This window comes from Variovorax paradoxus NBRC 15149, from assembly GCF_001591365.1.
Taxonomy (GTDB): Bacteria; Pseudomonadota; Gammaproteobacteria; order Burkholderiales; family Burkholderiaceae_C; genus Variovorax; species Variovorax paradoxus.
Genome location: NZ_BCUT01000007.1, coordinates 506,283 through 527,995 on the forward strand (window position 1 = coordinate 506,283; position 21,713 = coordinate 527,995).

The window sequence follows — 21,713 nt, forward strand, 5'->3', positions numbered from 1 at the left end:
CTTGCCTTCGTTCGCGCTCCTCGACGACTGCGGCTCGACGCCCGCGCGGCCCACCAGCCGGCTGCACACCGGCTTCGTGCGCGAGCACCGCTGCGCGGATCCGGCCGAGCTCGATGCGGCCTGGGCGCGCGTCGATGCCGACCTGCGGCAGGGCCTGCACGCGGTGCTGCTGGCCGACTACGAATGGGGCGCCAGGCTGCAGCGCGCGGGGCATGCACGGCTTGCGACCGACGATGCCTCGGCGCTGCGCGTGCTGATGTTCCGCGACTGCGCCATGCTTTCGGCGGACGAGGTTGCCAGCTGGCTGGAGCAGCTCGAGGCGAGCGAGGCCAACCCGCCGCAGCCCGTCGGCGTGATGGACCTGCTGCCCAGCATCGACGCGCCGGCCTTCACCGAGGCCATCGCGCGCATTCACGGCGCCATCGCCGCGGGCGAGACCTACCAGGTCAACTTCACCTACCGGCTGCACGGCCAGGGCTATGGCTCGCCCGTGGCGCTGTACCGGCGCCTGCGCGAACGCCAGCCCGTGGCCTACGGCGCGCTGATCGCCCTGCCCGAAAGCAATTCAAAGGCGGGGGAGGGCGACGCCACCCACGTGCTCTCGTGCTCGCCCGAACTCTTCCTGCGCCACGATGCGGGCGTACTCACCGCGCGTCCCATGAAGGGCACCGCGGCCCGCGCCGATGCGCCCGAGGGCGACAGCGAAAGGGCGCGCCTGCTCTCGGTCGACACCAAGAACCGCGCCGAGAACGTGATGATCGTCGACCTGCTGCGCAACGACATCGGCCGCGTGGCGCAGATCGGTTCCGTCAAGGTGCCGACGCTCTTTGCCATCGAGCCCTATGCCACGGTGTTCCAGATGACATCGACCGTAGAGGCGCGGCTGCGCGCCGGCGTCGGCATGCCCGAGCTGCTGCGCGCGGTGTTCCCCTGCGGCTCCATCACGGGCGCGCCCAAGCACCGCACCATGGAATGGATCGGCGAACTCGAAAGCACGCCGCGCGGCCTCTACTGCGGCGCGATCGGCTGGATCGATGCGCCCGCGGAGGGCGCGGCCATCGGCGACTTCTGCCTGTCGGTCGCCATCCGCACCCTCACGCTGGGCGCGCAGCAGAAGGGCCTGCGGCCGCTGCGGCTGGGCATTGGCGCGGGCATCGTGCAGGACAGCATTGCGGCCGACGAATTCGAGGAGTGCCTGCTCAAGGCACGCTTTCTCACCGCGCTCGATCCGGGCTTCGAGCTCTTCGAGACCATGCTGGCCACGCCCGGCGAGGGCATCCGCTACCTGGACCGGCACCTGGCGCGGCTGGCGCACAGCGCACGCGCGCTGGGCTTCCGGCTCGATCGCGATGCCGCGATGCAGGCGCTGCGGGAGGCCTTGCCCGCGCTCGCGCCGGGCCAGCCTTCGCGCCTGCGGCTCGCGCTGGCGCACGGCGGGCGCATCGGCATCACGCATTCGCCGCTGCCGCCCTTGCCGCCGGGCGCAGTGAAGCTGCTGATTGCCGACCAGCGGCTGCCCAATGCGAACCCGCTGGCCGCCCACAAGACCACCGTGCGCCAGCACTTCGACGCCGGCGTGCGGGCGGCCGAACGCGCCGGCGCCTTCGACAGCCTGTTCTTCACCGAAGACGGCCGGCTCGTCGAAGGCGGGCGCAGCACGGTGTTCGCGCGCATCGGCGGACGCTGGTGGACGCCGCCCGTTTCCGACGGCGCGCTGCCCGGCGTGATGCGCGGCGTGCTGATCGAAGACTCGATCTGGGAGGCCACCGAACGCAGCCTGTCCCGGCAAGACCTGGAGGCCGCGCAGAAGCTGGTGGTGTGCAATGCGCTGCGCGGCGTGCTGCCGGCGCGGCTGGTTCAGCAAGCGCAGCCGCACGAGGCGGCCGCCGCTTGAGAAGCCGGGCCCGCGCCCCGCTCGACCGGGCTTGCCGATGAAGCTGGCGCTGTTCGACCTGGACCACACGCTGATTCCGTTCGACAGCGGCATGGCCTGGACGCGCTTCCTGGTGGCGCGCGGCGTGCTGCCGGCCGATGCCGAGACGGTCTACCTGGGCTACTGCCAGCAGTACGTGGACGGCACGCTGGACATCCATGCGCTGCACCGCGCGAGCGTGGCGCCGCTCGCAAGCTTCGGCATGGCCGCCCTGCGCCGATGGGCGTCGGAGTTCGAAGCCGAGATCGCGCCGCAGGTGCCCGAGCCGATGCGCGCGCTGGTGCGTCGCCACCAGGACGCGGGCCACGTCTGCGCCATCGTGACCGCCACCACCCGCTTCATCGCCGAGCCCTTCGGCCGCCTGTTCGGCGTGGCCGACGTGCTGGCGACGCGCTCCCTGGTGATCGACGACACGCTCGATGGCGCCATCGACGGCGACCCGTGCTACGGCGTGCACAAGCTGATGCATGTGAACCAGTGGCTCGCCACGCGCGGCACGCGGCTCGATGCACTCGAGCAATCGTGGTTCTATTCCGATTCGGCCAGCGACCTGCCGCTGCTGGGTGCCGTGTCCGATCCGGTGGCGGTGGCGCCCGACGATCGCCTGCGCACGCGGGCCGTCGAGGCCGGCTGGCCGATCATCGAACGGACGCCGCCCGGCGGCTAGCTAGACCTGGATCAGCCCCCAGCGCAGCGCCACCCACGTGAGCTCCGCCTGATTGGTGGCGCCCAGCTTCTGCTTGACGCGGTACAGGTGCGAACCCACCGTGCTGAGCGAAAGGTTCAGCGTGCTGGCAATCTGTGCCACCGTCATGCCGCGCGCGAGCTGGATGAAGACCGAGAACTCGCGCTCGCTGAGCAGGTCGGCCGGGTTGGCCTCGCCCTCGATCTGCGCCGTGGCCAGCGCCTGCGCGGTGTTGGCGTCGATGTAGCGGTCGCCGCGCGCCACGGCCTTCACCGCGGCAATCAGCGCATCGGGCGCACTGCGCTTGGCCAGGTAGCCGAGCGCGCCGGCGCGCAGCACGCGGCGCGGATGGATCGTGTCCTCGTGCGCCGACAGCGCCAGCACGCGCGCCTTGGGGTCGTGGGCCAGCAGGCGGCGCAGCGCCTCCAGGCCGCCCATGCCGGGCATCGACAGGTCCATCACCACCACGTCTGGCCGCACCTGCGGGTAGTCCTGGCAGGCCTGCTCGCCGGTGTCGGCCTCTGCCGCCACCTCGATCTGCGCATCGGCCAGCAGCATGCGAAAGCCCATGCGCACCAGCGCATGGTCGTCCACCAGCATCACTCGAATCGGCTGAATCGCCTGGGTGGTCATGTGTTCTCCGCAATGGCCGCCGGCAAGGGCAGGCGCACCGTCAATTGGGCGCCGCTGGGCGCGGCGGGTTCAAGGCGCAGGTCGCCGCCCAGGCTGTCGATCCGCTCGGCCAGCCAACGCAGGCCATAGTGCCCTGTGCTGGTTTCCCTGGCGGCATCAGGGCCGGGCAGGCCGCGCCCGTCGTCGGTCAGCGTGAGCTTCACCGTCTGTTCGTCGCCCTGCAGAGCCAGCACGATGCGCTGCGCTTCGCCATGGCGCAGCGCATTGGTGATGCCTTCCTGCGCGGCGCGGTACAGCACCAGCGCGGTGTCGGTGTCGAGCCGCAGGCGGTCGAGCTCGATCTCCAGGTGCCACTCGACCTGCACGCCGCCATGGCTGTTGCGGGTTCGCTCGACCAGGTCCTCGAGCGCGGCCACCAGGCCGAACTTGTCGAGCACCAGCGGCGTCAGGCGCGGGATCATGCCGTGCATGGCCGTGTAGAGCCGCCCCGATTCCTCTGCGATCAGCCGCGCCGCCTGCTCGGACTGCGGATCGAGCGCCTGTACGCGCTGCGCGATCGACAGGGCCATGCTGCGCATCGCGGTGACCGACTGGCCCAGCTCGTCGTGCAGTTCGCGGGCAATGAGACGGCGCTCCTGCTCGATCTTCTGGTCGACCCAGCGGCCCAGCTCGCGGCTTTCGGACAGGCGGCTCTCGGCGCGCACGGCGCGCCGCTCGGTCTCGATGTGCTGCTGCAGCATGCCGACCATGCGGTTGAAGGCGGCGCCGATGGCCGCCGCCTCGGTACCGGGCAGGGCGCGCAGAGAAACATCGAAGCGCCCGCTCTCGAGCTGGTTCAGTGCATGCACGATGTCCGCGAACGGGCGCGTCGCGCGGCCCACGAGCCAGAACACGCCCGCGTTGACGATCGCCAGCAGGCTCAGCGCGCTGAGCATGAGCAGCACGAAGTCGTCCCACGCGTCGAGCACGGCGCGCGACGCGTTGGAACTCACCATCAGCTTGCCCCCGGGAAAGGCAATCGACATTTGCGACGGCGGCGGCGAGACGAGGCGGTCGAACCAGTCGGGCGCATCGCGGCCCGCCTTGTAGACCGAGTTGGGCGAGCTGTAGAGCACATGCTCGTCGGCATCGAGCAGCGTGATGTCGTTGGAGCGCACACGGCCGACGCCCTGCAGGAACGACAGCATGGCCGGCGTGCCCTGGGCCGCGTAGAGCCAGGCGGTGCGGTTCAGCAGCTGCGCGGCCACGCGGTTGGCCGCAACGACTTCCTCGTGCACCGATTCGCGCATGGCGCGCATCTGCAGCGCGAGCATGGCCGCGACGAACAGCATCGTCAGCAGGCTGACGATCAGGTTGATCTTCAGGCGCAGCGTCATGGTGCGGATGCGTTGCCGAAATGGCCGTGCTGCGCGTAGCTGTCGAGCGCGGCGACCATGGCGGAGGCCATGGCCGGGTGCGTGGGGTCGTGGCCCGCGCCGTCGATCCATTGCAGCAGGCTGTGCGGAATGCGGTCGTGCACGGCCTGTGCGCCCTGCGGCGCGCAGATGCGGTCGTCGCGCGAATGCAGCAGCAGGGTGGGCACGCGCGGCAGCGCGGCCAGGCGGTCCAGCAGCGGGGATGAATCGAGCCAGCAGCGGTGCAGCAGGTAGTGGCTCTGCACGCGGTAGCGGTCGACCAGTGCGTCGAGCGTTTCGCCCTCGGGTTCGGCTTGGGTGGTCGGCGGCTCGCTGGTTGCGGCTCCCGCGCCGCGCGCCAGCGTTTGCTCCCAGCGCCACCAGGCGAGCGCGAGCTGGCGGACGCCATCGGCCGGCGCTTGCTGCAGCCCGCGGGCCAGGAAGCCCAGCATGTCATGGCGCTCGCCGGCCGGCGCCATCGAAGCGAAGCGCGCCCATGCGGCGGGTGCGCGGCCGGTGCTGTCCTGGAAGAAGGCGTCGATCTCCTCGGCGCTCGGCAGGAACACCGCGCGCAGCAACAGCGCCGCCACCGCTTGCGGTTCGGAGACCGCATGGGCCAGCGCCAGCGTGGCGCCCCACGAGCCGCCGACCACCAGCCAGCGCGGCACGCCGAGTTGTTCGCGCACGCGGCGCAGGTCGTCGAGCAGGTCGGCCGTGCGGTTGTGCACCGTCGCGCCGCGCGGGCGGCTTCGGCCGGCGCCGCGCTGGTCGATGCTGATCACGCGGTAGCGCGCCGGATCGAAGAAGCGGCGCAGCAGCGGCGAGCTGCCCGAGCCGGGCCCGCCGTGCAGGACCACGGCGCAGATGCCTTCCGGATTGCCACCTTCTTCTACATGCAGCACATGGTCATGCGGCACCTCCAATGCGTGGGTGCGCCAGGGAGGAGATTCGGGGTACAGGCCGGTGGGAAGCACGAGGCGATGGTACGCGGTGGCCCTGTTGCCGCTATTCATGAAAATCATGAAGTGCGAATCATGATTTCATGGCTGGGTCTGGCCGGTGCATGGGTTCAAGATGGGTACCGGAGCACACGAAGTTCCCGCAGCCGCCACGTGGCGCTGTGCAACCTTGCAGGAGACACCCTATGAAGTGGGAAACCCCGACGGCCACCGATCTTCGCTTCGGCTTCGAGATCACGATGTACGTCAGCGCTCGTTGAGCTGCGCCTCGCCGCAACCCGCCCCGGTACTCCCGGGGCGGGTTGTTTAGAGCCCCTGCGTTCTTCTTCTTTTTTCATTTCCCGATGCGCATCACCGTCCTGGGCTCGGCCGCCGGCGGCGGCTTTCCGCAGTGGAACTGCAACTGCCCCAATTGCGCCGGCGTGCGCAACGGCACGGTGCGCGCCAAGCCGCGCACGCAGTCGTCGATCTTCGTGCGCCCCGACGAGGGCGAGGACGGCGTGCTGTTCAACGCATCGCCCGACATCCTGGAGCAGATCCGCAGCAGCCCCATCTTGCAGCCGGCACGCGCGATGCGCGACACCGCGATTGCAGGCGTGGTGCTGATCGACGGCCAGGTCGACCATGCCACAGGCCTCTTCATGCTGCGCGAGCGCGGCACGCCGCTGCCGCTGTGGTGCACCGACCCGGTGGCCGAAGACCTGAGCGAGGGTAATCCCGTGCTGCGCGTGCTGTCGCACTACTGCGGCGTGGCGCGCCACGCGATCACGCTGGACGGCAATTCCTTCGAGGTGCCCGGCGTGCCCGGCCTCGTCTTCCGCGCGATGGCGCTCACCGGCAAGGCCGCGCCGTACTCGCCGCACCGCGAGCAGCAGGTGCCGGGCGACAACATCGGCGTGACCATCCTCGACCGCAGAAGCGGCAAGAGCCTGTTCTACGCACCGGGCCTGGGCGCCATCACGCCGCCCGTGTTCGATGCCATGGCCAGCGCCGACGCGGTCATGGTCGACGGCACCTTCTGGACCGACGACGAAATGGTCCGCCTGGGCGTGAGCAGCAAGCGCGCGCGCGAGATCGGCCACCTGCCGCAGTCGGGCGAGGGCGGCATGATCGAATGGCTGTCGAAGCTGCCCGCCACCACCGCGCGGCGCATGCTGATCCACATCAACAACACCAACCCCATCCTCGACGAAGATTCCGATGAGCATGCGGCGCTGCGGCGCGCAGGCATCGAGCCCTGCGAGGACGGGATGACGATCCAACTCTGAAAAAGGCACCGAGCCCGCCATGCACGCCGACAGGATCCAAGATTCACCGCGCCCGGCCACAGGCAGCGAGAAAGCCGGCCCGGCATGGAGCCGCGAGGAATTCGAAGCCAAGCTGCGCGAGCGCGGCCGCAGCTATCACATCCACCATCCGTTCAACGTCATGCTCAACAGCGGCCGGGCCACGCCCGAACAGATCCGCGGCTGGGTGGCGAACCGCTTCTACTACCAGATCGCGATCCCCATCAAGGACGCGGCCGTGCTCTCGAACTGCCCCGACCAGCAGGTGCGCCGCGGCTGGGTGCAGCGCATCCTCGACCACGATGGCTTCGAGCTCGGCGGCATCAAGGACGAAGGCGGCGTCGAAGCCTGGCTGCGGCTGGCCGAGGCCGTGGGGCTCACGCGCGAAGAAGTGCGCGACCTGCGCCACGTGGTGCCCGCGGTGCGCTTCGCGGTCGATGCCTACGTGAACTTCGCGCGCCGCGCGCCTTGGCAGGAGGCCGTGTGCTCTTCGCTCACCGAACTGTTCGCGCCCGAGATCCACAAGCAGCGCCTGGCCACCTGGCCCGAGCACTATGCGTGGATCGAGCCGGCGGGCCTCGGCTACTTCCGCAATCGCGTGAGCCAGGCGCGGCGCGACGTGGAGCAGGGCCTGGCCATCACGCTCGACCACTTCGACACCCGCGCGCTGCAGGAGCGCGCGCTCGAGATACTGCAGTTCAAGCTCGACATCCTCTGGGCCATGAACGATGCAATGGCGACGCGCTACGGCGTGAACGGCGCATGACCGCGAACAAAACCATGCTCAGCGCCGAAAGCAAACCCCGCGTCGGCCCCGGTTTCCGCCTGCAGTGGGAGCCGGCGCAGGAATGCCATGTGCTGCTCTACCCCGAGGGCATGGTGCGGCTCAACGGCAGCGCGGGCGAGATCATGAAGCGCTGCGACGGCGAGCGCAGCGTCGCGGCCATCGTGGCCGACCTGGAGCAGGCCTTCGACACCACCGGGCTCGAACCCGAGGTGCGCGGCTTTGTCGAAATGGCGGCGCAGCAGAACTGGCTGCGCTGGGACCCCGCATGAGCACCGCCGCGCCGCCGCGCCCCGGGCCGCCGCTCTGGCTGCTGGCCGAGCTGACCTACCGCTGCCCGCTGCATTGCGTGTTCTGCTTCAATCCGGTCGACTTCGCGCAGCAGGAGAACGAACTGGGCACCGAGGACTGGCTGCGCGTGCTGCGCGAAGGCCGCGAGCTCGGCGCGGTGCAGTGCGGCCTCTCGGGCGGCGAGCCGCTGCTGCGCGACGACCTCGAGATCATCATTGCCGAGGCCGCGCGCCTGGGCTACTACACCAACCTGCTGACCTCGGGCGTGGGCCTCACGGCGCAGCGCGCCGCCGCGCTCAAGGCCGCGGGCCTGGACCACGTGCAGCTGTCGTTCCAGGACTCGACGCGCGAGATGAACGACTTCCTCTCGCACACCAAGACCTTCGAGCTCAAGAACCGGGTGGCGAAGATCATCAAGGACCAGGGCTGGCCGATGGTGCTGAACGTGGTGATCCACCGCATGAACATCGACCACATCGACCGCATCATCGAGATGGCGCACGAGATGGGGGCCGAGTACCTCGAGCTTGCCAACACCCAGTACTATTCCTGGGCCTTCGTCAACCGCGACCAGCTGCTGCCCACGCACGAGCAACTGCGCCATGCGGAGGAGGTGACCGATGCCTGGCGCAAGCGGCTCGGCGAGCGCATGCGCATCTTCTTTGTGGCGCCCGACTACCACGAGGGCAAGGCCAAGAAATGCGTGAACGGCTGGGGCAGCATGTTCCTCACCGTGGCGCCCGACGGCACCGCGCTGCCTTGCCACACGGCCAAGATGCTGCCGGGCCTCGAATTCCCGAACGTGAAGGCGCACAGCCTGCGGGAGATCTGGTTCGATTCGGAAGGCTTCAACCGCTACCGCGGCACCGGCTGGATGAAGGAGCCCTGCGCGAGCTGCGACCAGCGCGAGCAGGACCTGGGCGGCTGCCGCTGCCAGTCCTACCTGCTGGCGCAGGACGCGGCCGCGGCCGATCCGGTGTGCGCGAAGAGCCCGGACCACCACCGCGTGGTCGAGGCGGTGGAGCGTGCGGCCGCGCGCGACCCGGCGGCGCCGACGGAGCATCCGCTGGTGTTCCGCGATCCCGCCAATTCGCGGCGGCTTTCCTCCGTGGCGCTCGTCACGCCGGACGCGTGAGGCCGCGCGGCGCGGCGCCGCGATCGGTGGCCTTTTCTTTTCGCTTCACTGGGCGCCGCGCACGCAGCCAGCCCAGATCCGGCGCGAAGCGCCACGCCAGCAGCAGCAGCGCCAGCAGCGCGGGAATCCACCGCAGGTCCGTATCCGCCGGCTGATACTGGGCGTAGCGGCGGTCCAGCATGGCGGTCTTCAGGGCCTCGGGCGTGTTCAGTCGCCGGTAGTTCACGCCGACCAGTTCGGCCAGCGCACGCAGATGGTCCTGCCGCAGCTCGGAAAGATGTTCGTGGTTCAGCGCGCTGCCGATGGCCGAGCCCTGCACCACCTCGTCGGCGCGCCAGTAGCCGGCGGGCTCGCCGTTGCTGCCGGTCTTGGGAATCGGCATCGGCACGTCGCCGCCCACGCCGATCAGCCAGCCCTGGACCTCGCCGGGCTTGATGTCCGTCATCGGCGGTGTCTCGTTGATGCGCAGCGGCGGCGATTCCTGCCCGTCGCTGATGAAGACGAAATGCGTGTCGGGCCCCACGCTGCGGGCGCCGCGCACGGCCCAGGTCACGCCCTTGCTCACGTTGCTGGCGTTGGCCCAGCGCATGCGGCCGTCGATGCGTTCGAGCGAAGCCAGCAGTTCTTCATAGTGGCTGCAGACCTCGACCGGCGAAAGGATCACCACCGAGCGGTAGTCCGCGAAAACGCTCCAGCCCACCTTGGAGCCGCAGGGCAATGCGCCCAGCACCTCGCGCATGGCGGCGCGCGCGAGGGTGAGGCGGCTCACGGCCGCGTGGTCGAGCTCCACATCCTCGACATTCATGCTTTGCGTGATGTCGAAGCTGACCTGCCAGTTGAACACCGGCCGCTGCAGCTGCACGCGCGGCGGCCAGACCGCGAGCGCCAGCAGCAGCAGGGCGAGCACCAGCGGCCAGCTGCCGGTGCTGCCGCCGATGCGCCGCCAGGCGGCGTGCCACTGCTGCGGCAGCGGCGGTTTCACGGCAGGTCCCCGGCAACGAAGCCCGGCACCCGCACGCGGCGCTGCTCGTGCGCCGGCTGCTGCTCGGCCGAGAAGGCTTCCTGGTCCTCAGGCGCGAGCCGCAGTGCGCGCTCCAGGTTGTAGCGCGCGTCCCAGTCCTCGGGCGCGGCGCGCAGCAGGTCGCGCAGCCGCTGCTTGCCGAGCTCGAACAGCGGCAGCGCACCGGCCTCCTGCGCCATGCCTTGGCGCAGGTACATGTTGCCCAGGTTGAACAGCGCCTGCCGCGCGACCGGGTCGCGCTCACCGGCCTGGATCAGGCTCGCGTAGCCCTTGAGCGCGGCGTCGTGCGCGCCGGCCTTCGAGAGCGCCAGCGCCTGGGCCAATTGCAGTTCGCGCGGCGCCGAGATCGGCGCAGCCGCCGCGTCCTTGCCGACCGGCGCGGCGGCGATGCGCGCGATCTCGGTGTTGAGGTGCATCGTCTGGCGCAGCCGCAGCCCGCGCTCCAGCGCCACGCCCACGCAGCACAGGCTCAGCACGCCGAAAACCAGGTGAACCGTGCGTCGCTTCATGAAGTTTCTTTCCGCCAGCTCTGCAGCTGCACGGCGCGGCAGGCGAGCAGGCCCGCGCAGCACAGCATGGCTGCCAGGTAGAACGCCGCGCCGTGGTCGCGCCGCGGCACCCGCTCGTGGATGGTGAGCGGGAAGTTCTGCTGCCGGTCGATCTCGGCCATGGCGGCGGCCATGGCATTGGAATCGTCCACCTGGTAGAGCCGGTAGGGCGTGCTCAACGTCTTGAAGAACTGGTGCAGGGCCAGTTCCTCGCCGAGGCCGTAGGCCGAGACCGTTTCGGTGTTGAGGTTGGGCGAATTGGGGCCGCTGCGCACGTAGATCCAGTACAGGCCGATCTTCTCGCGCGCGAGGCCGGCGTGGACGCGCTGGCGCGTCGGCTCGTCGAGCTGGGCCCCGCCGTCCGAAACGATCAGGATCACGCGGCTGCCCGAATAGCTGCGGCCCTCGAACTCCTCGATTGCCGCGAGCAGCGCCAAGCCCATGCGGGTTTCGGGCAGGCCGCGGCCGATGGCGGTGGCGGCAAGCGCAGCCTGCACGGTGTCGGCCTTCTGCGTGAACGGCACCACCGCGATCGGCACCGTGCTGAAGGTCATGAACGCAAAGCGGTTGTCCGGCCGCTTGGCGACGAATTCGCTCAGCAGGTCGCGCACGACCTTGGCCTTGGGCTCCTGCGACATGCGGCCCGCGGTCTTGAGGCCGTTGGTGTGCACCGTCGCATCCATGCTGCTGCTGCGGTCCATCAGGATCAGCACCTCGGCGCCGCGCCCGGCGCGCTCGACCACCGCGCCCGACTGCCCCGGCCCCGCGAGCCCGAGCACTGTGAAGGCCAAGGCGCCGACCGCGAACGCGCGCCACAGAAAGCCGACCAGGCGGCCGACGCGGTCAGCCGGCAGCCAGGCCACATACGAAAAACCCAGCGTGTCGCTTCGCTTGCGCAAGAGCGGCAGCAGCGCAAGCGGCAGCAGCGCGAGCATCCAGGGCTGGGCGAGGTCGAAGCGCATGGCTTTGTCCGCCGGTCAATGCCGGTGGCGTTTTTCCGCGTTGCGCAGCGCGCGGCACAGCGGCTTGAGCGGATAGGCGGCCTGGGCCTCGGCCGGTGCGGCCGTGCTTTCGGCGAAGAAGAAGCGCCGGGTCGACTCGCGATAGAAATCTTCCAGCCGCGGCTGCAGCGGGCGCAGGTAGGGTGCGTCGGCCAGCAGCTGCGGCAGGCTGGCGCCGTGCACGACGCGGCCGGCGCTCCGGTTGAGCGCGCGGTGCAGTACGCGCCATGCCTCGGGGCTCGCGGGGTCGTCGATGCGCTTGAGTTCGCGCCAGGCATGCGCGAACGGAAGCTGCTGCGCTTCGCGCATGTTGCGCCAGGCCCACCAGGCGAGCCAGGCCAGCAGCACCGCGAGCAGCGCAAGCAGCGAGAACTTCAGATGCTGTTCGATGGGGTAGGTCGCAAGTGCCGCGACCGGGCGGTCCGGCCGCAGCGGCTGCAGGTCGCCCTGGCCGAAGGCTTCCGCCGGCGCCAGCGGCCCAATGCTCACCGGCCAGGCCGGCAGCGCGAGCGCGGGGCCCGAGGCAGTGGCGATCGTCAGGGCCGGCAGCGAGATGGCGGCCAGCGCGCGCGGGGCGTTGATGACCTGGTATTCGACGGCGAGCCAGCGCTTGCCCTGCGCATCGGTCTCGATGCGCGACGGCCTGCGTTCGAGCCAGAGATCGATGCGCGCCGCGGTGGGCAGCGCGCCGGGCTCGATCGGCCGGCCCTGGTGTTCGAGCAGCACGCGCTGCGTGAGCACGTCGCCGAGCACATGGCCGAAGCTGCGCGGCTGCTCGATGGTGGCGGCTGTGGTCGCGGCTGCGGCGGGTGTGGCGGGTGTGGCGGGATCGGCGGCGCGCGCAGAACCGGCGGGCAGGGCGGCCAGCACCAGCGCCAGTACAGCGGCATGAACGAGGCTCATGCCGCCGTCTCCAGGAAATAGCGCGTGAGCGCCTCGGCCTCGAAGCGGCCCTGCAGGTGAAAGGGCGGCATGCCGTGCGCGTTGAACAGCGCCGTGAGTTCAGCGCGGCGCGCCGCGACCGATTCGCGCCACCGCGTGCGCAGCGAATCGCGCATCCACAGGCTGCGCCGCGCGCCGGTTTCGGCGTCGCGCAGCGCGACCAGCGCGCGGGCATCGGGCGGTTCGATTTCGGCCGGGTCCCAGACCACCAACGGAACGACGCAGGCGGGCGAGAACTGTTCGAGCAGCTCGCCGAGCGCGCCGATCGGCCAGTGGAAGTCGGACGCGAGAAACACCAGCCCGCCGCGGCCCACCAGCCGTTCGGTGGCGCGGCGCAGGCCGGCCAGCGCGCGGTCGTCCGTCGGTGGCGCGCTGGAGGCCGCATCGCATTCGCGCAGCATCCGCGCCATCAGGCTGCCGTTGCCGCGGCTGTGGCGCGCCGGCACGAAGAGGTCCTGGCGCTCGCGCTGGTCGAAGGCCAGCAGGCCGACCGCGTCGCCGGCGCGAAAGGCGCTGTAGCCCAGTGCCTCGACCAGGTCGGCCACCACGTCGAGCTTGCGGCGCTCGGCGCCGAAATGCATCGACGCCGACACGTCCACCACCACGTGCACGGGAATCGCCACGCGCAGCCGATGGATGCGCACCAGCCAGTCGCCGCGGCCCTCGCGCAGGCTCGCGCGCAGGTCGATGCGGCGCGGGTCGGGGTGGTCGAACAGCCGCCGGTGCGCGGCGAATTCCTGCCCGCTGCCCTGGCTCAGGCCGCGCTGCGCGCCCGGGCGCCAGCCGCCGAAGCGGCGCGGCAGCTGGTAGTGGAATTCGTCGACGCGGTCCATGGCGTCAGGGGGCGGCGATCTTGTCCATGATCTGCGTCACCAGCGCTTCCGACAATTCGGCCCGCCGCAGTTCGTACACAGGCGTGAAGAAGACGCGGTGCCCCAGCACCGAGGGCAGCACCGCCGCCAGGTCGGCAGGTTCCAGGTGCGAGCGGCCTTCGAGCCAGGCCACGGTGCGTGCCGCGCGCAGTAGCGCGCTCATGCCGCGCGGGCTGGCACCGGCCAGGATCAGGCGGTCCATGTCCACGCCGTCGAGCCGGATGCCGAACTTCTGCGGCGCCTCGGTGGCCTCCCACACGTCGAGCACATAGCGCTCGATGGTCTCGCTGGCGCGCACGCTGCGCTGCACCTGCGCGCCGATGGCGTTGAGCCGGTCCCAGGGCAGGATGGCGGGCGCCACCTTGTCGATCAGGCTTTCGGTGTCGTGGTAGGCGGTGTCGAACACCAGCGACTGTCGAATGCCGCGGTCGGCCGGCTTGGGCATGTTCAGCTCGAACATGAAGCGGTCGCGCGCCGCCGAAGCCAGTTCGAAGGTCTCTTCGCGCTCGACCTTGTTGCGGTCGGCGAACACCGTCATGTGCGGAAAGCTGTACTCGCGGTCGAAGGCCGACACCGTGCGCTCGGCCATCGCGCGCAAGAGCAGCGACTGCACCTGCGGCCGCGCCCGGTTGATCTCGTTGAAGAAGAAGGTGACCAGGCGCTCGCCGTGGCGCAGCAGCGGCCCCGGATCGATGCGCGGCCGGCCTTCGGCGTCCACATAGGTGTGATAGACCAGGTCGCCGGGCATCAGGTCGACCGTGCCCTCGACGCGTTCGAAGTCGCCGCCGATGGCACGCGAGAAGGCGCGCAGCACCGTGGTCTTGCCCACACCCACGTCGCCCTCGAGCAGCACGTGGCCGCGCGCGAACAGCGCCACGTTGATGAGGCGGATCGTTTCGGCCTGGCCGATCACCGCCTTCGCGACTTCGCTTTCGACGCGCAGTGCGAGGCGGCGCCAGTCTTCGAGTTGTTCTTCGGTGCCCATGGTGGTGTCCGGTGCCCTGGGCTACTTCGACTCCATCATCTTCTTGAGGTGGGCGAGCCCGTCGCGGTAGACGCCGGTCACGGCCTTGATGGCGGCTTCGTCGTTCTTGTCCGGCGGCGGATCGTTGTTGGGGTAGCCGCGGTAGAAGGCGCCGCGCCATTCGACGACCGACTTGCCGCCGTCGGCCACCACCGAGAGCACGGAGGTGTAGTTGGTGACCGGCAGCGCGCCGCCGTCCTTGGCGCGGTAGTTGTATTTCATCTTCGCGTCGTCGTAGCCCTCGAGCGTTTCGACGAGCATGCCCCCGTCCTTGAGCTTGACGGTGCGCACCGAGCCTTCGGCATTGCCCTTGTCGGCCGCGCTGTCGGCCACCGCCGGATGCCAGTCCTTCAGCGCGTTGAAGTTCTTGATCTTGGCCCAGACGGCATCGGCCGGGGCCTCGATGGTGACTTTCTCGCTCACCTTCTGGCGCGTGGGCCCGTGGGCCTGGCTCGGGGCCGATGCGGCAAGCAGGATCGATGCGAGAAGAACGGAGAGCGCCCGTCGGCCGGAGGGATGTGTCAGCATGGAAATATCCGTGATGAGGTGGGAAGAAGAAAAGGTCGGTTCAAAAAAAAACAGGTCAGGGCTCCATCGGCGCGCCGATGAAGGCGCCGAAGCCGCGGCTGTTCTGTCCCGTGGCAATGGTCTTGAGCTTCTGTCCGCTCGCGGCGTCCAGCACCTGCACGTTGTCGTCCATCCAGTTGACGACGTAGACCCGGTCGCCGTGCGCGGCAATGCCTTCCGGGTAGGCAAAGCCGGGGAGGGTGCGCAGCAGCTTCAGCGAGGCGGCGTCGATCACGGTGACCGAGTCTTCGTGCTGGTTGGTCACGTAGAGCAGCGCGCCGCCCTCGGCCAGCGCCGCGCCGTAGGGCGCCTTGCCGACCTTCACGGTGGCAATCACGGCCGGGCGGACGATGTCGCGCATGTCCACCACCGAGACGTCGTTGCTCTGCACGTTGAGCGCGTAAAGGCGCGAGCGCGGCGCGTCGTAGAACAGCGCGAACGGATGGCTGCCGACGCGCACGCGCGCCAGCACGCGCTGCGCGGCGGTGTCGACCACGGCCACGCTGTCGTCGTCGCGCTCGGCCACGAAAACGGCGGCGCCGCCGGGATGCGCGGCCACGCCAGCGGGCGCGCGGCCGACCGCGATCGAAGCCAGCGGCTTGGCGGCGCCGGCGGCCTGCGCATCGAGCACCAGCAACCGGCTGCTGTACCAGTCGGCCACGTAGAGGCGCTGGCCGTCGGCCGAGATGTCGATGCCCACCGGCCCGTCGCCGGCCGGCAGCGTGTTCACGACCTTCTGCTGGCGCATGTCGATGACCGAGATGGTCTTGCTGTCGGGGTTGGAGACGAAGGCCCGGCCCGCGCGGCTCGACGCCACCACGCCGGCCGGCGAGCGGCCCACGGGCACCGTGGCCACCACCTGCTGCGAGGCGAGGTCGATCACCGACACGTCGTGGCTGCCCTGGTTGGTGATGTAGGCGAACGGCGAGGCCCAGGCCGGGCTGCACAGCAGCAGCATCGCGGCAAGCCCGGCGTGCACAGGTGTCGCGGTACCTGTCATGGCGCTGTGCCCGGGACGCGGCTCAGCGCGCGGTCGGCGGGCCGATGAAGCAGCCCTTGTTGGCCTTGGCCTGCAGCGCCTTGTAGCGCTTGATGTCGGCCTGCAGCTTTTCCGAATCGCGGATGTAGCCGCCGCGCTCGCCGCCGATGGTGGTGGCCTTGGCCGCGGTGCTCAGGTCCACGTATTCCGAGTATTTGATTTCCCTGGCCAGCGCATCGACCGCGCAGGAGCACTTGCTGGCCATTTCGAAGTGGCCGGCATCAGGGTGGGCCGCGATGCATTCCTGCACGTACAGCACGCGGTCCAGCGTGGGAAAGTCGTTGGCATGCGTCGCGCCATGCACGGCCATCGGCAGGCCGAGAAGACAGAGAAGAAGACGGACTGTTTTGTTCATGGCGTTCGCTGGAAGAATTTCTGGGGCGGCAACAGGCACCTAGCGCGCCGGCGCCTTGGCCCCGTCGATCAGGAGCTCCTCGACCATGAGGGGCTGGGCCGCGGCGCTGTCGCCCGGAATGGAGGTGCGAATGCCGTAGACGCCGCCCGGCACCGCGTCGGACAGCGTGAAGCGGTAGGTCTTGGTCGCGAACTTTTCGTACTTCGGCCGGTTCGGGTCGTCCAGGAAGGGACTGAAGACGATCTCCTTGCCCTTGATGGCGCGGCCCTGGTAGCGCAGCGCCACGTCGCGCACTTGGGCGTCCTGGTAGATCCCCATGCGGATGCGCTTGCGGAAGTGGTATTCGGAGCCGCGCGTGAGGCGCTTCATCTCGCGCACGTCGTGCTCCAGGAAATAGAGGATCACGGGATTGCCTTCGGCAGCCGGCACGTCGGGCACCGGGAGCTTGTGCGCACCGCTCAGGAACACGCCCTTGGCATCGCAGCAGCGGCCGTCTTCCTTGGCGCTCAGGGACACCGTCACGCTGTCGGCAAACGCTTCCTCGAAGCTGCCGGTCTTGCCGAAGGTGTAGCGCAGCAGCATGGGCGCCTGCAGGTCCTTCAGCTGCGGCGTCATGAACAGCAGGCGTTCGGCGGGCGAGAAGTCGCGCTTGTCGGGCTCGGCCTGCGAGGCCGGGGGAGACAAGAGAAGAACGCAGAGCGAAGCGGCGATGGCGAAGCGCATGGGAAAGAAGAACGAAGAGCGGCAACTCAGTTGGTGGGAACCCCGAACGATGCATCGACCACCGGCACGCCGAACTCCTTCAGGATGGCCTGGATCTCGGGTGCCTTGGACTCGATCAGCCCTTCGACCTGCTGCTTCCATTCGCGCTCTCCGTAGCGCACGCCCATGGCCATCTGGTAGTCGAGGCGCACGCCCTTTTCGGACTTGAGCGGCACCACGACGAGGGCCGGGTTCTTGACGCGCCGCGCGAAGTAGCCCGCGATCGGGCCCCAGACCACCACGGCATCGAGCTTGCCTTCGGCCAGGTCCTTCTCGACGATCTCGCCCGGGTACTGCGCGGGGTCGGCGCTCATGAGCTTGTAGGGCACGCCTTGCTCCAGCAGGCCGTGCTTGTTGAGCCATTGCGAGGCCGGCGAGCGGTCGTAGATGCCGATGCGCAGCGACTTGAGCTTGGCCGCATCGAGCTTGAGGAAGTCTTCCGCCGAGGCCACGTTGTCCATGCCCTTGCCCTTGGGAAAGACCAGCGCGTAGGTCGAGCGGTAGTAGGGCTTGGTGACCGAGACTTCGTCGAGCCCGACCGGCACGCCCATCACGATGTCGCAGGGATAGTCCTGCCCCGGCAGCTTGAAGCGCAGCGTGTTGCGGAAGAAGGCCAGCCGCTGCGGGAACGAGTAGTAGGTGACCGGCAGGCCGAGCGCCTTGCCGAACAGCTCGGCGATGCGGTTCTCGATGCCTTCTGCCTTGGTGTTGGAGAAGGGCATGTTGTTGGGGTCCTGGCAGACGCGCAGCGCCTTGCGCGGCGGGGTCTCCTGGGCCGCGGCCGGAACCAGCGCGCAGCAGCAGGCTGCGCCCAGGAGGCCCGCCCGCAGGCGGGCGCCGATCGAAAGGGGCTTGGCAGCACGCTGCCGGGTGGTCATTTGTTTTCTTCCACTCGGGCGCGGGTGATGGCGCCGTCGGACCGGCCCTTGAGGTAGGCGTAGAGCTGGTTGATGTTCTCCATCACCGCCGGGTTGTTGCCGAAGCTCTGCATGCCCTTGTCGAGCCTGCCGTCGCGCACGGTCTTGATGAAGTCTTCCTTCTTCATCGTCTTGAGGCTGTTGATGAGGGACGGTCCCACCATGCCTTCCTGGTTGGGCCCGTGGCAGCGGTCGCAGGCCGCGGAGCGCCAGGTGCGGAAACCCTTCATGGTTTCGGGATCCACCTTGTAGCCGTCGGTGACCTTGTAGGGGGCGGGGTCTGGCGCGGCAATGGCCAGTGTGCAGGCCACGCCGGCAAGCAGGACGAGGGAAGGCAGCAACGTTGACTTACGAAATTTCATGGCTCCTGGGTCTCCGGTATCTTTTGAAAGTGCGTGGGGGGAGAGCCCTCGAGCGAGTGCTCTCCCGGTTCGCATGTTGCGTCTATCTGTGCAATGGCGCCTCGGTAGTAACGCCTCAGTTGGGCAGCGCGAAGACAGTCAGCGAGCCGCCGAGCTCGGTGTACTGGGCGAGCTCCTTGTAGCCGCCGACGGCGCCGAGGCCTTCGGTGCTCTTCTCGGGGTCGATGCCCGCAGCCATGCCGATGCCGGCCCAGCCGCCAATGCCCGAGAACACGCCGACGTACTGCTTGCCCTTGTGCTCATAGGTGAACACGTTGCCGATGATGCCGGACGGGGTCTTGAACTTGAACAGTTCCTTGTTGATGTCCTTGGCATCCACGCACTTCAGGTAGCCTTCCAGCGTGCCGTAGCAGGAGATCCCGCCCGCGGTGTTCAGCGAACCGCTCCACACCGAGAACTTCTCGGCCTTGGTCTGCACGATCTTGCCGGTGCCCGCATCCCAGGCGATGAAGTTGCCCATGCCGCCATGGCTGCCCGGCGTGGGGTACATCGACAGCGTGGCGCCCACGTACGGCTGGCCTGCCGTGTACTCGACCTTGAACGGCTCGTAGTCCATGCAGACGTGGTTCGTCGGCACGTAGAAGAGCTTGGTGTTGGGGTCGTAGGAAGCCGGTTGCTGGTCCTTGCTGCCCAGCGCCGCCGGGCAGATGCCCTTGGTGTTGACGTCGGCGCCGTTCTGCGCGGTCGAGTACTTGGCCACCACCTGCGGCCGGCCGGTCTTCATGTCGACGTGCGTGGCCCAGTTCACCTTGGGGTCGTACTTCTCGGCCACCAGCAGCGCGCCGGTCACGCGGTCCAGCGTGTAGGCGAAGCCGTTGCGGTCGAAGTGCACCAGCGCCTTGGTCGGCTTGCCCTTGACGTTGATGTCCGCCAGGATCATTTCGTTGATGCCGTCGAAGTCCCATTCGTCATAGGGCGTCATCTGGTAGACCCAGTTGACCTTGCCGGTGTCGACGTCGCGCGACCAGATGCTCATGGACCACTTGTTGTCGCCGGGGCGCTGCGAGGGGTTCCAGGTCGACGGGTTGCCGGTGCCGTAGTACACGGCATTGGTCGCCTTGTCGTAGCTGTACCAGCCCCAGGTGGTGCCGCCCCCGATCTTCCACTGGTCGCCCTTCCAGGTCTTCAGCGAAGAGTCCTTGCCCACGGGCGCCATCTTGCCGTCGGTCCAGGTCATGGTCTTGGCCGGGTCCATCAGCATTTCTTCGTCGGGGCCGGTGCTGAAGCCCTTCCACGCCAGCTTGCCGTCCTTGATGTTGTAGGCCGCCAGGAAGCCGCGCACGCCGAACTCGCCGCCGCTGATGCCGGTGATGACCTTGTCCTTGAAGACGTGGGGTGCGTTGGTGTTGGTGGCGCCGACCTTCGGATCGCCGTTCTTCACCGTCCACACCACCTTGCCGGTCTTGCTGTCGAGCGCCACCAGGGTGGTGTCGGCCTGTTGCAGGAAGACCTTTCCTTCCGCATAGGCAAGCCCGCGGTTCACCGTGTCGCAGCACATGACCGCGATCACCGACTGGTCCTGCTTGGGTTCGTACTTCCACAGGATCTTCTGGGTCTCGACGTCGAGCGCGAACACCTTGTTCGGGAACGGCGAGTGCAGGTACATGACGCCATCGACCACCAGGGGCGAACCCTCGTGGCCGCGCAGCACGCCGGTGGAGAAGGTCCACGCGACCTGCATCTTGCCCACGTTGCTCTTGGTGATCTGATTCAACTTGCTGTATCGCTGGTTGAACATATCGCCCGCTTGCGTGGCCCAGTTCTTGGAGTTGGCGATGTTTTTCTCGACGTCGGCATTGGCGAGCGCCAAGGCCGGAAGAGCCAACATCGCGACGCCGATATGCCGTACGAGACGGCCGGCGATCTGCCTGGAAAACTTCATAGATGTCTCCTCACATTTCAGTGGGTTTTGAACATGGTCAATGGCGGCAGCCTGCGGATCTTTCGATCACCTTGGCGAATGCTGCGGTCCGCAACATCCATGCCTGCCGGTTCCAGCGTGGAGCACTTCGGCAGCCGATGCGCGCTCCATGCAAAGACAGGCGGCTCCACTCGGAAGAGGCATGCACGCGGCGGCTTTCGCACAGCACGCGGCGGCGTGCGGCAACGCGGTCCGGACCTAGGGAAATCCCGAGCGTTCGGTGCGCTGGCCGGGGCCGCCCGCCACGCATTGCCGTGGCCCTGCATCGTGTGCGCATCAAATTTGACGCAAAGTGTCTCGCACGGCGTGACGGATGTCGTGCGGGCATGGCCTGCATCGGGCTGCGCAGGCCTTCGCGCGGGCCAACGAATGGCAATGCATCACAGTGAAAACCCTCGACTTCCAGAGGCACGGAATTTGCGGCTCGAAGACAAACGGCCCCTACCATTGAGACACCCAAAGCCCGGCGAATCCCATCGATCTACATGCTGCGAACCATCGACTTAACCAAGCGCTATGGCACGCGCACGGCGCTGCAGTCGTTGTCGCTGCATCTGCCTGCGGGCCAGTTCGTGGCGCTGCTCGGGCCCAACGGCGCGGGCAAGTCGACGCTGTTCCAGGTGCTCACGGGCATGTTCGCCGCCGACGAAGGCGAGGTCGAGGTGGCCGGCCATTCGCTGCGCCGCTCGGCAACGGCGGCGCTGCGGCACATCGGCGTCGTGTTCCAGCAGATGTCGCTCGACCTGGACCTGAGCATCCGGCGCAACCTGCTGTTCCAGGCCGACCTGCACGGCCTGCCGCGCCGGCTTGCGGCCGAGCGCATCGCGTCGGCCTGCGAGCGCCTGAACATCGACGCCAATCTCGACCGCAAGGTGCGCGAGCTCTCGGGCGGCAACCGGCGCAAGGTCGAGCTGGCGCGCGCCGGGCTGCACCGGCCGGCCGTGCTGTTGATGGACGAAGCCACCGTCGGGCTCGACCCCAGGTCGCGCCAGGACCTGCTGGCGGCCCTGCATGCGGACGTGCGCGAGCGCGGCGTGTGCGTGCTGTGGGCCACGCACCGGGTCGAGGAGGCCGAGGAGGCCGACCGCGTGCTGGTGCTGCACAAGGGACAGCTGCTGGCGGACGGCACGCCGGCGCAGGTGGGCCAGAGCCTTGGCGGCGCCACGCTGGAGGCGGGCTTCATCGCGCGCACCGCCTGAACCAAGAACGATCCGAGCCAAAA

24 protein-coding genes are annotated in these 21,713 nt (G+C 68.8%); 8 read left to right on the forward strand and 16 right to left on the reverse strand.

The window, feature by feature from the left end; all coding sequences use genetic code 11:
• Position 1: 1 nt before the first annotated feature.
• Positions 2 to 1,894, forward strand: coding sequence for a chorismate-binding protein (locus VPA02S_RS27950; RefSeq protein ID WP_018904585.1), 1,893 nt, complete (start codon positions 2 to 4; stop codon positions 1,892 to 1,894).
• 37 nt (positions 1,895 to 1,931) lie between these two features.
• The gene (locus VPA02S_RS27955) at positions 1,932 to 2,600 is read left to right on the forward strand and encodes an HAD family hydrolase (protein ID WP_018904584.1); all 669 of its coding nucleotides are present in this window, start codon (positions 1,932 to 1,934) and stop codon (positions 2,598 to 2,600) included.
• Here the strand turns inward: VPA02S_RS27955 and VPA02S_RS27960 are convergent, their stop codons facing one another.
• The 3 genes from VPA02S_RS27960 to VPA02S_RS27970 are packed head-to-tail and all read right to left on the reverse strand — an operon-like array spanning position 2,601 to position 5,667.
• The gene (locus VPA02S_RS27960) at positions 2,601 to 3,251 is read right to left on the reverse strand and encodes a response regulator (protein WP_018904583.1); all 651 of its coding nucleotides are present in this window, start codon (positions 3,249 to 3,251) and stop codon (positions 2,601 to 2,603) included.
• Positions 3,248 to 4,627: a histidine kinase gene (locus VPA02S_RS27965; RefSeq protein WP_018904582.1), complete on the reverse strand. Its 1,380-nt coding sequence runs from the start codon at positions 4,625 to 4,627 to the stop codon at positions 3,248 to 3,250. Before VPA02S_RS27965 ends, VPA02S_RS27960 begins: the two co-directional genes overlap by 4 nt.
• A complete protein-coding gene (locus tag VPA02S_RS27970) occupies positions 4,624 to 5,667 on the reverse strand; it encodes an alpha/beta fold hydrolase (protein ID WP_018904581.1) in 1,044 nt (347 codons plus the stop codon). The genes VPA02S_RS27965 and VPA02S_RS27970 overlap by 4 nt, the downstream gene beginning before the upstream one ends.
• A gap of 122 nt (positions 5,668 to 5,789) precedes the next feature.
• On the opposite strand from VPA02S_RS27970, the gene pqqA reads away from it, so the two are divergent.
• The 5 genes from pqqA to pqqE all read left to right on the forward strand — a co-directional run bounded on the left by pqqA (position 5,790) and on the right by pqqE (position 9,100).
• The gene (gene pqqA / locus VPA02S_RS31575; RefSeq protein WP_010100094.1) at positions 5,790 to 5,864 is read left to right on the forward strand and encodes a pyrroloquinoline quinone precursor peptide PqqA; all 75 of its coding nucleotides are present in this window, start codon (positions 5,790 to 5,792) and stop codon (positions 5,862 to 5,864) included.
• Positions 5,865 to 5,948: 84 nt separating this feature from the next.
• Positions 5,949 to 6,872, forward strand: coding sequence for a pyrroloquinoline quinone biosynthesis protein PqqB (gene pqqB, locus VPA02S_RS27975; protein ID WP_018904579.1), 924 nt, complete (start codon positions 5,949 to 5,951; stop codon positions 6,870 to 6,872).
• 19 nt (positions 6,873 to 6,891) lie between these two features.
• Positions 6,892 to 7,656: a pyrroloquinoline-quinone synthase PqqC gene (gene pqqC, locus VPA02S_RS27980; RefSeq protein WP_018904578.1), complete on the forward strand. Its 765-nt coding sequence runs from the start codon at positions 6,892 to 6,894 to the stop codon at positions 7,654 to 7,656.
• Positions 7,653 to 7,946, forward strand: a complete 294-nt coding sequence (pqqD, locus tag VPA02S_RS27985; protein WP_018904577.1) for a pyrroloquinoline quinone biosynthesis peptide chaperone PqqD — start codon at positions 7,653 to 7,655, stop codon at positions 7,944 to 7,946. The genes pqqC and pqqD overlap by 4 nt, the downstream gene beginning before the upstream one ends.
• Positions 7,943 to 9,100, forward strand: coding sequence for a pyrroloquinoline quinone biosynthesis protein PqqE (gene pqqE / locus VPA02S_RS27990; RefSeq protein WP_018904576.1), 1,158 nt, complete (start codon positions 7,943 to 7,945; stop codon positions 9,098 to 9,100). The genes pqqD and pqqE overlap by 4 nt, the downstream gene beginning before the upstream one ends.
• Here pqqE and VPA02S_RS27995 read toward each other — a convergent pair.
• The 13 genes from VPA02S_RS27995 to VPA02S_RS28055 form a co-directional block, all read right to left on the reverse strand.
• The gene (locus VPA02S_RS27995) at positions 9,084 to 10,082 is read right to left on the reverse strand and encodes a vWA domain-containing protein (RefSeq protein WP_012748152.1); all 999 of its coding nucleotides are present in this window, start codon (positions 10,080 to 10,082) and stop codon (positions 9,084 to 9,086) included. The genes pqqE and VPA02S_RS27995 overlap by 17 nt on opposite strands.
• The gene (locus VPA02S_RS28000; protein WP_012748151.1) at positions 10,079 to 10,630 is read right to left on the reverse strand and encodes an MxaK-like protein; all 552 of its coding nucleotides are present in this window, start codon (positions 10,628 to 10,630) and stop codon (positions 10,079 to 10,081) included. The genes VPA02S_RS27995 and VPA02S_RS28000 overlap by 4 nt, the downstream gene beginning before the upstream one ends.
• The gene (locus tag VPA02S_RS28005) at positions 10,627 to 11,631 is read right to left on the reverse strand and encodes a vWA domain-containing protein (RefSeq protein ID WP_012748150.1); all 1,005 of its coding nucleotides are present in this window, start codon (positions 11,629 to 11,631) and stop codon (positions 10,627 to 10,629) included. Before VPA02S_RS28005 ends, VPA02S_RS28000 begins: the two co-directional genes overlap by 4 nt.
• Positions 11,632 to 11,646: 15 nt before the next feature.
• Positions 11,647 to 12,573 carry a hypothetical protein gene (locus VPA02S_RS28010; protein WP_018904575.1) on the reverse strand — a complete coding sequence of 309 codons (927 nt, stop codon included), beginning with the start codon at positions 12,571 to 12,573 and terminating at the stop codon, positions 11,647 to 11,649.
• Positions 12,570 to 13,445 (reverse strand): DUF58 domain-containing protein, encoded by an 876-nt coding sequence (locus VPA02S_RS28015; protein ID WP_018904574.1) that lies wholly within the window; start codon positions 13,443 to 13,445, stop codon positions 12,570 to 12,572. Before VPA02S_RS28015 ends, VPA02S_RS28010 begins: the two co-directional genes overlap by 4 nt.
• A gap of 4 nt (positions 13,446 to 13,449) precedes the next feature.
• On the reverse strand, positions 13,450 to 14,469 hold the full coding sequence (locus VPA02S_RS28020; protein ID WP_018904573.1) for an AAA family ATPase: 1,020 nt from the start codon (positions 14,467 to 14,469) through the stop codon (positions 13,450 to 13,452).
• 21 nt (positions 14,470 to 14,490) lie between these two features.
• A complete protein-coding gene (locus VPA02S_RS28025) occupies positions 14,491 to 15,036 on the reverse strand; it encodes an SRPBCC family protein (RefSeq protein ID WP_018904572.1) in 546 nt (181 codons plus the stop codon).
• Positions 15,037 to 15,091: 55 nt separating this feature from the next.
• The gene (locus VPA02S_RS28030) at positions 15,092 to 16,075 is read right to left on the reverse strand and encodes a YVTN family beta-propeller repeat protein (RefSeq protein WP_051128010.1); all 984 of its coding nucleotides are present in this window, start codon (positions 16,073 to 16,075) and stop codon (positions 15,092 to 15,094) included.
• Between the two features lie 22 nt (positions 16,076 to 16,097).
• A complete protein-coding gene (locus VPA02S_RS28035; protein ID WP_038107147.1) occupies positions 16,098 to 16,469 on the reverse strand; it encodes a hypothetical protein in 372 nt (123 codons plus the stop codon).
• Positions 16,470 to 16,508: 39 nt separating this feature from the next.
• A complete protein-coding gene (locus VPA02S_RS28040; protein WP_012748143.1) occupies positions 16,509 to 17,192 on the reverse strand; it encodes a hypothetical protein in 684 nt (227 codons plus the stop codon).
• Positions 17,193 to 17,218: 26 nt separating this feature from the next.
• The gene (locus VPA02S_RS28045; protein ID WP_018904570.1) at positions 17,219 to 18,109 is read right to left on the reverse strand and encodes a quinoprotein dehydrogenase-associated putative ABC transporter substrate-binding protein; all 891 of its coding nucleotides are present in this window, start codon (positions 18,107 to 18,109) and stop codon (positions 17,219 to 17,221) included.
• Positions 18,106 to 18,510: a c-type cytochrome gene (locus VPA02S_RS28050; RefSeq protein ID WP_012748141.1), complete on the reverse strand. Its 405-nt coding sequence runs from the start codon at positions 18,508 to 18,510 to the stop codon at positions 18,106 to 18,108. The genes VPA02S_RS28045 and VPA02S_RS28050 overlap by 4 nt, the downstream gene beginning before the upstream one ends.
• A gap of 115 nt (positions 18,511 to 18,625) precedes the next feature.
• Positions 18,626 to 20,398, reverse strand: a complete 1,773-nt coding sequence (locus VPA02S_RS28055; RefSeq protein WP_370880671.1) for a methanol/ethanol family PQQ-dependent dehydrogenase — start codon at positions 20,396 to 20,398, stop codon at positions 18,626 to 18,628.
• 578 nt (positions 20,399 to 20,976) lie between these two features.
• On the opposite strand from VPA02S_RS28055, the gene VPA02S_RS28060 reads away from it, so the two are divergent.
• A complete protein-coding gene (locus tag VPA02S_RS28060) occupies positions 20,977 to 21,690 on the forward strand; it encodes an ABC transporter ATP-binding protein (RefSeq protein ID WP_012748139.1) in 714 nt (237 codons plus the stop codon).
• Positions 21,691 to 21,713 lie beyond the last annotated feature (23 nt).

Coding starts and splice junctions, on each gene's coding strand:
- VPA02S_RS27955 (WP_018904584.1), top strand. CDS start 1,932: ATGAAGCTGGCGCTGTTCGACCTGGACCACACGCTGATTCCGTTCGAC.
- VPA02S_RS27960 (WP_018904583.1), bottom strand. CDS start 3,251: ATGACCACCCAGGCGATTCAGCCGATTCGAGTGATGCTGGTGGACGAC.
- VPA02S_RS27965 (WP_018904582.1), bottom strand. CDS start 4,627: ATGACGCTGCGCCTGAAGATCAACCTGATCGTCAGCCTGCTGACGATG.
- VPA02S_RS27970 (WP_018904581.1), bottom strand. CDS start 5,667: ATGATTTTCATGAATAGCGGCAACAGGGCCACCGCGTACCATCGCCTC.
- pqqB (WP_018904579.1), top strand. CDS start 5,949: ATGCGCATCACCGTCCTGGGCTCGGCCGCCGGCGGCGGCTTTCCGCAG.
- pqqC (WP_018904578.1), top strand. CDS start 6,892: ATGCACGCCGACAGGATCCAAGATTCACCGCGCCCGGCCACAGGCAGC.
- pqqD (WP_018904577.1), top strand. CDS start 7,653: ATGACCGCGAACAAAACCATGCTCAGCGCCGAAAGCAAACCCCGCGTC.
- pqqE (WP_018904576.1), top strand. CDS start 7,943: ATGAGCACCGCCGCGCCGCCGCGCCCCGGGCCGCCGCTCTGGCTGCTG.
- VPA02S_RS28000 (WP_012748151.1), bottom strand. CDS start 10,630: ATGAAGCGACGCACGGTTCACCTGGTTTTCGGCGTGCTGAGCCTGTGC.
- VPA02S_RS28005 (WP_012748150.1), bottom strand. CDS start 11,631: ATGCGCTTCGACCTCGCCCAGCCCTGGATGCTCGCGCTGCTGCCGCTT.
- VPA02S_RS28010 (WP_018904575.1), bottom strand. CDS start 12,573: ATGAGCCTCGTTCATGCCGCTGTACTGGCGCTGGTGCTGGCCGCCCTG.
- VPA02S_RS28015 (WP_018904574.1), bottom strand. CDS start 13,445: ATGGACCGCGTCGACGAATTCCACTACCAGCTGCCGCGCCGCTTCGGC.
- VPA02S_RS28020 (WP_018904573.1), bottom strand. CDS start 14,469: ATGGGCACCGAAGAACAACTCGAAGACTGGCGCCGCCTCGCACTGCGC.
- VPA02S_RS28025 (WP_018904572.1), bottom strand. CDS start 15,036: ATGCTGACACATCCCTCCGGCCGACGGGCGCTCTCCGTTCTTCTCGCA.
- VPA02S_RS28030 (WP_051128010.1), bottom strand. CDS start 16,075: ATGACAGGTACCGCGACACCTGTGCACGCCGGGCTTGCCGCGATGCTG.
- VPA02S_RS28035 (WP_038107147.1), bottom strand. CDS start 16,469: ATGAACAAAACAGTCCGTCTTCTTCTCTGTCTTCTCGGCCTGCCGATG.
- VPA02S_RS28040 (WP_012748143.1), bottom strand. CDS start 17,192: ATGCGCTTCGCCATCGCCGCTTCGCTCTGCGTTCTTCTCTTGTCTCCC.
- VPA02S_RS28045 (WP_018904570.1), bottom strand. CDS start 18,109: ATGACCACCCGGCAGCGTGCTGCCAAGCCCCTTTCGATCGGCGCCCGC.
- VPA02S_RS28050 (WP_012748141.1), bottom strand. CDS start 18,510: ATGAAATTTCGTAAGTCAACGTTGCTGCCTTCCCTCGTCCTGCTTGCC.
- VPA02S_RS28055 (WP_370880671.1), bottom strand. CDS start 20,398: ATGTTGGCTCTTCCGGCCTTGGCGCTCGCCAATGCCGACGTCGAGAAA.
- VPA02S_RS28060 (WP_012748139.1), top strand. CDS start 20,977: ATGCTGCGAACCATCGACTTAACCAAGCGCTATGGCACGCGCACGGCG.